This window comes from Rhodococcus sp. MT28, from assembly GCF_058792695.1.
In genome coordinates this window covers 33,649-43,955 of record NZ_JBXAFD010000004.1, presented here as the reverse complement: position 1 = coordinate 43,955, position 10,307 = coordinate 33,649, and the positions used below count along the sequence as shown (strand labels likewise).

The following is a 10,307-nucleotide window of genomic DNA, read 5'->3' as shown; positions in this document are numbered from 1 at the left end:
CCCTCCCCCCCCCCCCCCCGACAAAAGCCCCCCCACAGCACTATTTCTTGGCTTTCGACAAAATCTGCATCAACTGAAGTAGCGCCGAGAACTTCGCGAACACCGAGCGCGAGACCACCGGACCGAAAGCCTCGGTGTCGGTTGCGTCGAAGGCGTCGAGCAGATCGCGGAAACTTTCGACCTGTTTGACCATCGCGTCGAGATCGACGTGCGTGACTGTGTCGGCGTCACGCAGAGCGAGCAGGTACTGCGGCGCCGTCACCAAGGCGACCGCCGGTATCTTCCGCTCGAACAACGGTTCACCCTCACCGAAATGAATGACCGGTCCTGGCGCCACGATTCGGCGATCGCCTGCCCCGATGTCGCGCCACAGCGGTGCAACGATGTCGTGTACTTCCCGACTCGTCGCGTAGAGCAGTTCCGGTTCCGGAGTGGTCTCCAACGAATAGCTGCCGGTCGAGGTGTTCTCGGTATCACCCAGTGCGCCGAGGTGTTCGATTGCGATCCCCGCTACTGCGCGCGCCTGACCGTCTTCGCCGTTCCACATCTCGGGGTGCGCTTCGAGCCAGGTGGACGTTGCCTGTCCGTGCTTGGACACCGCTGGGATGCGAAGGTGGCCGGTCGTCAGCACAAAAACGTACGACCGTCGATGCGGCTGCGCGACGGCGTGACGCGCCAAGGCCAACATTCCCAGATGCCCGTTCTCCTCGACACCGTTGGTTCCGTCGCTGTGAGTGATGAGCAGAATCGTCTCTTCGGGTGAGGTTCCGGGGGACACCGCCCACACCGTGTCGGTCCGGGTGTCCGGATGCAGAGTCGCATCCAGTACCAGAGTCGCCAGCTGACCGGAGCGAGCTGCAGCGACAACCTTCGCGCCCTCGTCGCCGGCCACCCAGACGGCGGGGATGTCGTGATATGGCTGCGTGAACGGAAGATATTGTCCCAGTGCGTTGTCCGGAGCGATGTCACGCCACACCGCGATCACGCCGAGGACACCGGCCTTGCGGGCCTTGTCGAGCTTCGGGCCCAGAAGTGTTGCGGAGAGAACCGGATTTCGAAGTGTCTCGTCGGTGGCGATCGGGCCCCACTCGCTGACCAGTAGCTTGCGGGGGAGATCGATGTGCGGGACCTCGATCACTGCGATCGCGCCCTTGGCCGCCGACCACTTGGGGCGTCGCGCGCTGACGTAGACCAGGGGAGCGGAGATTCCCTGTGGCCCGGTCAATCCGGAGTAGGGGAATGCGGACGAAACTCTGATCGGTCCCGTCGGCAATTCGATGCGAAGTCCGTCAGGTGTCGCCGGCAGATCCCAGCGTTCGAAAGTGTGTGAATCACGCCGGACGTCGAGGCCCAGTTCGGTCAGTTCGTTCGCGACTTCTTCCACCACCTCGTGGTGTGCAGGAGAGCCCGTCAATCGTGGGCCCAGCGCGTCGAGTCGCTGTTGGCCGGCAAGGAGGAGATCGCGATCGACGGCCTGGCCGTGATTCATGGGATTGCCTTTCGTACTACGTGGCGTCTGCTCTGGCGAGGCGCCTGCCCGTGTCGTGTCCACGGTACCGAGCGGTCTGAAAACGGGACGAAGGCGCGTCGGATATGCCGTTTTCGCAGATATACCGGGTGCCAACAGGCCGATCGGTCCGTACCGTATGTCCCTGGCACCGAAAGACTCCGTGTTCTTCGGACAGACCAGTCCACGGCGAGAGAGGCCTACGTTGGCTACGTATCTTTACAGGTTGGGGAAGTTTGCTTTCCGCCACAAGTATCTTGTGGTGGCCGCGTGGATTATCGTGATCGCGGTGGTGGGGGGCGCAATCAGCGCCACAAATCCGACGTTCTCCAAAGAATTCAATCTTCCGGGCACTGATTCCCAACGTGCGACCGAGTTGATGAACGAGAACTTTGCAGCGGCAGCAGAGCAACAAACTCAGGCGTCGACCAGCATTCTCATCGCGGCAGACGACGGACTTGCCGCACACAGCGATCAGATCGACCAGTTGATCGCGCAGGCGAAGACGTTGCCGGATATCGTCGATCCCGAGAAGATCGTCAATCCGGTGACCCTCGCGGAGGCAAATCCGGCGGTGGCGTCGGCCGTTCTCGGCGACAACGGCAAGGTCGGGCTGATCCAGCTCAATCAGTCGATTCGCATCGAGGATCAGACACAGGCCAACAAGACGGCGTTCCTCGACTTGATGGCAAAATTCCGCACCGGTGGCCTGCAAGTCGAAGGCACCGGTTCGATGATGCAGGTACAGGCCGCAGGTGGTCTGTCGGAGATGCTCGGCTTCGCGGTGGCGTTCATCGTGATGATCGTGGCGTTCGGCGCGCTCATTGCGGCCTTTATTCCGCTGTTCACCGCAATTCTGGGAATTGCGCTGGCCACTTTGACGGTCACACTCGGTTCGGGCTTCTTCGACATCAACGAAGGCGTCACGGGAATCGTCACGATGATCGGCATCGCAGTCTCGATCGACTACGCGTTGTTCATCGTTTCGCGTTACCGCAGTGAGCTCAATTTGGGCGGAACGAGGGAAGCCGCTGCCGGGCGCGCAGTGGGTACTGCCGGTTCGTCCGTCGTCTTCGCCGGCCTGACGGTTGTGGTCGCGCTGGCAGCCCTGGCGGTGGTCGGGGTTCCGATGATCACCCAGATGGGAATCTCTGCAGCGGTTGCCGTCATCATCGCCGTCCTCGGCGCAATCACGTTGATCCCGGCTGTCCTGGGTATCTTCGGCAGATTCGCGTTCTCGCCTCGTATCCCCGGGCTTCGCCACGGTGACGAGCCCGAGACGATGGAATCCAACGGACATCGCTGGGCCAAGATAGTCACCAAGTACCCGTGGCCGATCGCGGGTGCTGCGCTGGTGCTTCTGGTGATCGCGGCTATTCCGATGACGAAGCTCGAACTCGGACTCTCGTTCACTCAGGACGAAGAGCGGCCGGCACTTGCCCTGCTGCAACGTGGGTTCGGTGAAGGCGTCAATGGCGAATTGTTCGTCGTGCTCGACGCGCCTGACGGCACCGACATCACCGCTATTGCCGAAGGCACTGTCGCGCACATCAAGGGCCTCGACAACGTCGCAACTCCGGATCAGTTGATGTGGGTCGGAAACGGACCCGACGCAGCAAACCCGATGGCGGGCGCCAACTCTGCGCTGATCGCGGTCACCCCGCAGATGTCACCGAGCGGCCCCGAAACCCACGAGCTGATGAATCAGATCCGGAATTACGGATCGACGGTGAAATCGGAAGGCGCAGAACTCGGTGTAGCGGGGCAAACCGCGATCGTTGCCGACATGTCGTCGAAGCTCAGTTCCGCGCTCATCCCGTATCTCATCGTGGTTGTGGGGCTGGCGTTCATCATCATGATGGTCGTCTTCCGCTCGATCCTGGTGCCGCTGACCGCAACTCTCGGATTCCTGTTTTCCGTCTGTGCGACCTTCGGCGCCACGGTGGCCATCTTCCAGGAGGGCGACTTCGGGCTGATCGAGCACACACAACCCATCATCTCGTTCCTGCCGATCTTCATGATCGGTGTGGTCTTCGGGTTGGCGATGGACTATCAAGTGTTCCTCGTGACGCGAATGCGCGAGGAATACGTGCACGGATTGTCGGCCAAGGACGCCATCATCTCCGGCTACACCCATGGTGCTCGCGTGGTCGCGTCGGCGGCCATCATCATGATCTCCGTGTTCGGCGCATTCATGCTGTCCTCGGAGACGACAAGCAAGATGATGGGCTTCGGCCTCGCGGCGGCAGTCTTCTTCGACGCCTTCATCATCCGCATGATCGTGATACCTGCGGTCATGTCGATTCTCGGTGATTCAGCGTGGAAGTTGCCGGCGTGGCTCGACAAGATCCTGCCGAACGTCGACATCGAGGGTGAAGCGATTCGACGGATTCCGATCGAGCAGGATCCGGATTCCGATCCAGACCCGAATCAGGTGCCTGTGAGGGTGTAAGCACTCAGGCAGTCAGAACGGGGTGCCGGTTGCACAGCAACTGGCACCCCGTTCTTCTGTGTTCATACGGAGCCCGCGCGATAGGAAACCATCCGGTTGGTAACAGAAATTGCTGTGATCGCGACAGGAATTCCAGAGGCGACGCGCATCGGGGGCGAGCCGTGACGGTGACTGCGAGGGTACGTGTCGAAGGAGCAAACCGATTCGAAGCGGGCGGAGAAGTGGACCTTCGCGCTGACGGTCGTCTCCCTGATCGCCGGTGGGACAGTGGTTGCCGGGCTGGTGGATCGGTGGAGCAGTTCGCCGTCCGATGACATCTCGGTAGCTGCGACTTCGTCGATCAGCATTACGTCCACACCGGAGGAGATTTCGCCGGAGGACGTGCCTGAATTCTCGTACGTCACGCCGAGCGCGGTGTACCCGACCGCGATTCCGGGTTGTGAGAGTGTCGAAGCGCCGGAGGAGGATTCGTTCTTCTCCTATATTCTCGACGGATCTGATACGTACGACGATCCACGCTTTCCGTGGTTCTCGAGTGTCAAGGCCGCCGCGATGTCGGAAGCGGTCAAGCAGGCGCTCCCGAAAGATGTCGAGCTGAAGTTCGCCAGCCCGAGCCGATCACTCCAGTTCGGTCCGATCTCGGCACCGTCGACCTCGGACGAGTTGCCCGAGGGATGGACGATCGAGGATCTGGCGTCCACTGATGCGTCGGCGACAATACTTCGAGGCGAGGCCAGTGGTGGACTGTCGGTCTCGGTCAACAGCAGTAAGGCGCCGGTTCCTCCGTGCATTGCCGGTTCTCTCGTCGAACGTCGCTCACTCGCGGATGGTTCAGTTGTGGACGTGCAGGACTCGTGGAGTGAAATCAACGGACAACGCGCTCTCTCTCGTTCGGCGTTCCTTTACGGCATCGATGGCACACGAGTTCACGCCTATCTCGATGACACTGCCGATCGAGTCGGCGCCGAGGTTCAGGCAAGCGGCGCGCTTCCACTGACCATCGACGAACTGGTGTCCTTGGTCAGCCTGCCGCAACTGCGAATCACGACGCCTGCTCCGCCGGGTACGGCACCGCTTTCGCCCGGGTGCCACGGGATCCCCCGAGACTCTGGCGACGTGGCCGAACTCGATCGCGCGACGATCGAACGTCTCAACGCGGTACTCGAAGTCAGATGGCGCGCTGTACCTCCGGGTTTTCCGATTCTTGATACCGGACCGGGCACTCTGACGGTGGCGGAGAATGACAGGTCCACCGCATGTCAGAGACTTCTCACTCGGACGGGAGACAGCGAATCGACGCTCAACATGACAATTACCGGCGGACAACCACTCCCCAAGGAGCCCAACAAATACGACCCCTCCTACTACGGGCACCCCTTGGAGTTCGTGACGCGACCGGATGGATCCGTGATCGAGCGAGACGAACGGAACTACGCGACCGTGCCCATGACAAATGACGGCTCGAAAGCAGAATCGACGCAGGAAACGAGCAGGTCGGTGGTCGTCACCCGCCCGAATGGGACCCAAGTCTCGGTTTCGTCGTCGGCTGCGATCCCGAACGATCCGATGACGTTCGCGCAGTTGGAGTTTCTCGCGACGACCGAAGGCCTGGAGATTCGATGACCACCAGATTCTCCCCGAAATCGCGACTTCGGATCGCGGCCGCCGCAGCCGTAGTCACCGTCACTGCCGCCATCGCCACGGTGGTCACGTCGACGAGTTCCGAACCGACAGCGATCTCGTCGCCGCTATGGAGCGTCGAGGCCTCCGAGATTCTCGGGCGCGAGTTCGCGATCTTCCGGAGCCCACTTGTTGGAACCGAATTCAACATGGACATGGGCGGATTCATCGACGCCGGATCACTCGTGGTCACGATGATCGGTATGCCGGATCGTCAGGCATATTCGTTGGACGACGCAGAATTGGTCGGATTGGACGCCGAAGATGGCACAGTTCGTTGGCGCACGTCGGCGGTCGACATCGGTGGTTGCTCCGAGACTCTGCTCGGCAGTTCGGTGCTGTGTTTCTCCGGGCCGTACGTATCCGGTGGTTCGTACTCGCTGTTCGACATCGAGACGGGAGAGCGGCGAGACATCAAGACACCGTGGTCGCCGATCGTCGCGGTTGTCTCGGGCGACACCGTCCTCGCGCTCGAAGGTGATATCGAGAGCAACGACGTTCGCGTGCACAGCGGAACCGTCGACGATCCGGAAGCGAACTGGTCCAAAGCGTTCGACATCGGTGGATCGTGGGAAGCCGGATACGTCGATCCGGTGATGTCGGTTCACGGCGACCTGGGCGTGATCGCTCTCGACGAGTCCTTGGGATTCGACCTGAAGACCGGCGAACAGCGGTGGGTACACGGTTACTCCACCTGCTCGACCGCGCACACATCGTCGGACGGCGTGACATTGGTGTCGGATGGCGGTTGCGAAGGCAATGGCCGTCCGACAAGTGAGTACGCGCTCGATCAGAACGGGCGCGAGTTCGCCAGGACAGACGAACTGCCCTCGGAGTCCTCGTACTACGGCGGGCGATACAGCCGAGATAATCCCGCAGGAGGATCGACTCCGATCATTCTGGGACACAGCGGTTTCGACCGGACTTCGGGTGAGAAGTTGTGGTCCAACAGTGAAGTCTTCGACACCGCACAGTCGTTGGCGGTGATCGGCAACGTGGTTGCCGTGACCCGTTCTGGTTCCGAGCCCGAGGTCCAGTTCGTGGACCTGCTCACCGGTGAGGTCCTGTGGCGATCGAACGCCGAGCGCGCCGGGGAGGTTGTCTGGCACGGCGATGTCGTTATCGACGAGGGAAACGTCTACGGAACGAATGTCCGTACAGGCCAACGTAGTTGGGAGATTCGGGTGGACCGGGACGGGGACGACGAGTTCACGCCTTGGATGATGCCGCGCGAGCTGTGGGCGGGGGAGAAGGTGCTGTTGCGTTCCAGTGAAGACCGCATCACGGCGTTGAAACTGTCGTGAAATTCGGTGGCTGCGAACCTTCGGTGATTAGCGAAATTCGATGGGTTACTGGTGAACTGGCATGATTCGACCTTTCGACATGCCGAACAAGCGCCTGAACTCCAGGCGCTCCTGCTCGAAGTTGTAGATGCGGTAGACGGGCCACACGAGCGCGTGGAGCATCGAGTCGCCCCAGATGGTCAGTTTGAGGCGCCAATTCATGATGTTGTGAAGGTGCAGAACCGATTCGGATGCTTGGTTGTACTTCAGGTACTCCAACGGAGGGGTTTCACCGCGTCGACCGGACGTTTCTGCTCGCATGTCGGCGATCTGACCGATCGTCATCCCTTCCTCCCGAAGGCACAGTGAAAGGTCGATATCTTCGTGGATGTCCGGCCGGTCACTGACTTGCTCGCGGACGGACAGCCATGCGCTCTTTCTGATCGCCATGTTCGCTCCGGCGACAGCGAGTACTTGACGTTCGCAATCGAACTTCCCCTGTTTCACCTGCCTGTCCAGTGCGTAGCGGTGGATTCGAGCAAACGGCGATTCGAAGAGGTAGGTGAGTCCGGCAACCGCTGAATGAGCGGTGCTGCGTTGGAAGAAACCCTTGACCGCATCTGCCCATCCCGGTTGTACCCGTGTGTCCGCGTCGATACGACCGATGATGTTGCCGGTCGAGGCGTCGAAGCCCGCGTTCCGGGCGTGTACGACGCCTTGGCGGGCCTCGAAGACATATCGGACTTTGTCGTACTTCTCGGCGAACTCCTGGATGATCGATGCAGTACCGTCCGTCGAGTTGTTGTCGACAATCAGAATCTCATCGATTTCCGACTGGGTCAGTAGACGCTCGATGCAGCCGGAAACCGCGTTCTCTTCGTTGAATACCGGAACAACCACCGAAAGTCGATTAGTGGACAAGTGTTCAATATCCTGCATGGATGCGGTCACTGTATTCCTTTGCTGGGCAATCGGGTCCAGTCCTTCGCAAAGGTTACGATAGCAATAGGTGACCATTCGGACAATTTGAACCGAGGGCCATATGATCAATCCCGCAACAGCTTATTGCGGGAAACTATCAGCATAAGTGCAGCTGGCATGGCATAAATGCATGCAGAATAAGCCTTTCGGAACTGATTGATTTTTACCCACTCAAGTCTATTCGTCGGTCGAACACCGGACTTTAGTCCTTCTAATTCCGGCAAATATAATGCTGCCCGTTCGCTGAATTGTGAATCGCCACTGCGGCAACCGCCGGGCAATATCTGGATGTCGCAAGTTGCTTTTCAGTGAAGTGGAGTCGGTGCAGCGCAAGTGTCGTATTTGTAGATTCAACGGTCCCTCGTCGGCCGGGTTGTCGCCATCTGCAAATATTTGCTTTTGTAGCTGTCGGTCTGAATTTTCCAGTGAAGTCTGCCCCCCGCGACTCTTCAGCACCGATTTCCGATGTGCAAACAGCAGCCGGCACCTACCTATCGGGTCAGGATGCTTTCGGTTTCGGGTGCCGGAACGGTTTTCCCCGCGATCGGATCGACTTCCTCGAGCGGTGGAACGTCTTCTCCGTCGAGCACTCGGCGCATGCGCTCCTTGTCGAGCTGCCCCTCCCAATTGGCGACCACGAAGGTTGCGACACAGTTCCCGAGCAGGTTCACCGACACCCGCATCGAATCCATGATTCGATCGGCGCCCAGTAGGAGAGCGACTGCGGCGACGGGAATTGCGCCGTGACCGATTGCGGCCACGGTGGCCGACAGCGCCAGGAATGACGATCCCGGCACGCCGGCCATTCCCTTCGAGGTGAGCATCAGAACCAGGACGGCAGTGATCTGTTCACCGAGTGTCAGGTCCACGCCGAGTGCCTGCGCCAGAAACAGCATGCAGATCGACAGGTACAGCGTTGCGCCGTCGAGATTGAACGAGTAGCCGGTAGGCACCACCAATCCTGTTGTAGTGCGCGAGCATCCGGCGTTGGTGAGCTTGACCATGATTCGGGGCAGAACTACTTCGGTCGACGCCGTTCCCAAAGCGAGGAAGAGTTCGTCCTTGATGTACTTGACGAATTTCCACAGGTTCACGCCCGCGAAGTACCTGACTATCGCGGCCAGGATGAGGATGAACAGGACGGCGGCGAGATAGCATGCGGCGATCAGCTTTCCGTAACTTCCGAGCGAAGCGATCCCGTACTGACCGACGATGTACGCCATCGCGCCCAAAGCGCCCAACGGCGCCAGTCTCATGATCCAGCCGATGATCGTGAAGAACAGATGGCTCAGACGATCGACGAGTTCGAACACGATCGGTGGTCCACTCTCACCCGCCTTGGCCAATGCGAGCCCGAACAGTACGGCGAAGAAGAGGACTTGGAGGAGTGCGTTCTCGGCGAAGGCCGAAACTATCGACACCGGAATGATATTGAGCAGGAATTCGACGGTGTGGGGAAGTTCGCCACTTCCGGTCCTGGCTGCCACGGCGTCCGCACCGTTCGCCAGCGTCTCCGGATCGATGTCGAATCCCGCACCCGGCTTCATCAGATTTCCGATGAGCAGCCCGAACAACAGGGCGAAGGTGGTCACGACCTCGAAGTAGATGAGTGCTTTGACGCCGATACGCCCCACGGCCTTCAGATCCCCGACGTGGGCGATCCCGATCACAACGGTGCAGAAGATGATCGGCGCGATCAGCATTTTGATCAGCTTGATGAACCCGTCGGCGAGGGGCTTGAGGTTCGCGCCGAATTCCGGCCACAACCAGCCGATGAGAACACCGATGACGATAGCGGCGATCAATTGCACGAACAGTGATCGGTACCAGGGCGGCTTGTTGGCGAGTCGCGCGAGCTCGCTGTTCGGCAGTTTTACGGAAGTTGGCATGGATGGGAACGGTAGGTCCGCTTGATTGCGAAAAAATAACTCGCGAATGTCGTGGATGTAACGCGTCGAGGTTGCATCTCGGACAACAATTCGGTCAACAAGCGACAGTTGTGTGTGACTGTGGTTATTGTTTCCCTGAGCGGTGATCTTCCGTCCGCGTGCATGCACGACGTGTGAGAGGGGCTGTCATGGGGCAAATTATCGGAACCATCATTTTCGGCGCAGTCATCGGAATCCTGGCTCGTCTCGTACTGCCAGGTAAGCAGCAGTACGGCATGATCGTGACCGTCGTGCTGGGTATCGCCGGAGCGCTTATCGGGTACTGGGTCTGGGGAGCGATCTCGGACAAGGGCGACACGGGTGGAATCGACTGGATCCGCTGGATCATCAGCATCGCCGCGGCGGCCGTGCTCTCGATCGGCTACAGCGCCGTCACGGGCAAGAAATAGCAAGCCGACCCAATTCGAGAAGTGGGGGGGGGGGGGGGGGGGGGGGGGGGGGGGGGGGGGGGGTGG

7 protein-coding genes are annotated in these 10,307 nt (G+C 60.1%); 4 read left to right on the top strand and 3 right to left on the bottom strand.

All coding sequences use genetic code 11. The features are described 5' to 3' along the window. Positions 1-40: 40 nt before the first annotated feature. A complete protein-coding gene (locus AC1Q6C_RS16515; RefSeq protein WP_230359660.1) occupies positions 41-1,489 on the bottom strand; it encodes a zinc-binding metallopeptidase family protein in 1,449 nt (482 codons plus the stop codon). A 223-nt stretch (positions 1,490-1,712) separates the two neighbouring features. On the opposite strand from AC1Q6C_RS16515, the gene AC1Q6C_RS16510 reads away from it, so the two are divergent. The 3 genes from AC1Q6C_RS16510 to AC1Q6C_RS16500 all read left to right on the top strand — a co-directional run bounded on the left by AC1Q6C_RS16510 (position 1,713) and on the right by AC1Q6C_RS16500 (position 6,943). Next, complete coding sequence (locus tag AC1Q6C_RS16510) at positions 1,713-3,959, top strand: MMPL family transporter (RefSeq protein ID WP_065455890.1); 2,247 nt, start codon at positions 1,713-1,715, stop codon at positions 3,957-3,959. Between the two features lie 183 nt (positions 3,960-4,142). Beyond that, the gene (locus tag AC1Q6C_RS16505) at positions 4,143-5,582 is read left to right on the top strand and encodes a hypothetical protein (protein WP_230359661.1); all 1,440 of its coding nucleotides are present in this window, start codon (positions 4,143-4,145) and stop codon (positions 5,580-5,582) included. Further along, a complete protein-coding gene (locus AC1Q6C_RS16500) occupies positions 5,579-6,943 on the top strand; it encodes an outer membrane protein assembly factor BamB family protein (protein ID WP_230359662.1) in 1,365 nt (454 codons plus the stop codon). The genes AC1Q6C_RS16505 and AC1Q6C_RS16500 overlap by 4 nt, the downstream gene beginning before the upstream one ends. A 45-nt stretch (positions 6,944-6,988) precedes the next feature. Here the strand turns inward: AC1Q6C_RS16500 and AC1Q6C_RS16495 are convergent, their stop codons facing one another. Together AC1Q6C_RS16495 and dctA are read right to left on the bottom strand one after the other, a co-directional pair. Continuing rightward, positions 6,989-7,843, bottom strand: a complete 855-nt coding sequence (locus tag AC1Q6C_RS16495) for a glycosyltransferase family 2 protein (RefSeq protein ID WP_230359663.1) — start codon at positions 7,841-7,843, stop codon at positions 6,989-6,991. Between the two features lie 551 nt (positions 7,844-8,394). After that, complete coding sequence (dctA, locus tag AC1Q6C_RS16490; RefSeq protein ID WP_230359664.1) at positions 8,395-9,792, bottom strand: C4-dicarboxylate transporter DctA; 1,398 nt, start codon at positions 9,790-9,792, stop codon at positions 8,395-8,397. Positions 9,793-9,980: 188 nt separating this feature from the next. Between dctA and AC1Q6C_RS16485 the strand changes: the two genes are divergently transcribed. Continuing rightward, positions 9,981-10,241 (top strand): GlsB/YeaQ/YmgE family stress response membrane protein, encoded by a 261-nt coding sequence (locus AC1Q6C_RS16485; RefSeq protein WP_003942027.1) that lies wholly within the window; start codon positions 9,981-9,983, stop codon positions 10,239-10,241. The last annotated feature ends 66 nt before the right edge of the window (positions 10,242-10,307 follow it).

Excerpts from the sequence above, each read along its gene's own strand:
- AC1Q6C_RS16515 (WP_230359660.1), bottom strand. The coding sequence starts at position 1,489 with ATGAATCACGGCCAGGCCGTCGATCGCGATCTCCTCCTTGCCGGCCAA.
- AC1Q6C_RS16500 (WP_230359662.1), top strand. The coding sequence starts at position 5,579 with ATGACCACCAGATTCTCCCCGAAATCGCGACTTCGGATCGCGGCCGCC.
- dctA (WP_230359664.1), bottom strand. The coding sequence starts at position 9,792 with ATGCCAACTTCCGTAAAACTGCCGAACAGCGAGCTCGCGCGACTCGCC.
- AC1Q6C_RS16485 (WP_003942027.1), top strand. The coding sequence starts at position 9,981 with ATGGGGCAAATTATCGGAACCATCATTTTCGGCGCAGTCATCGGAATC.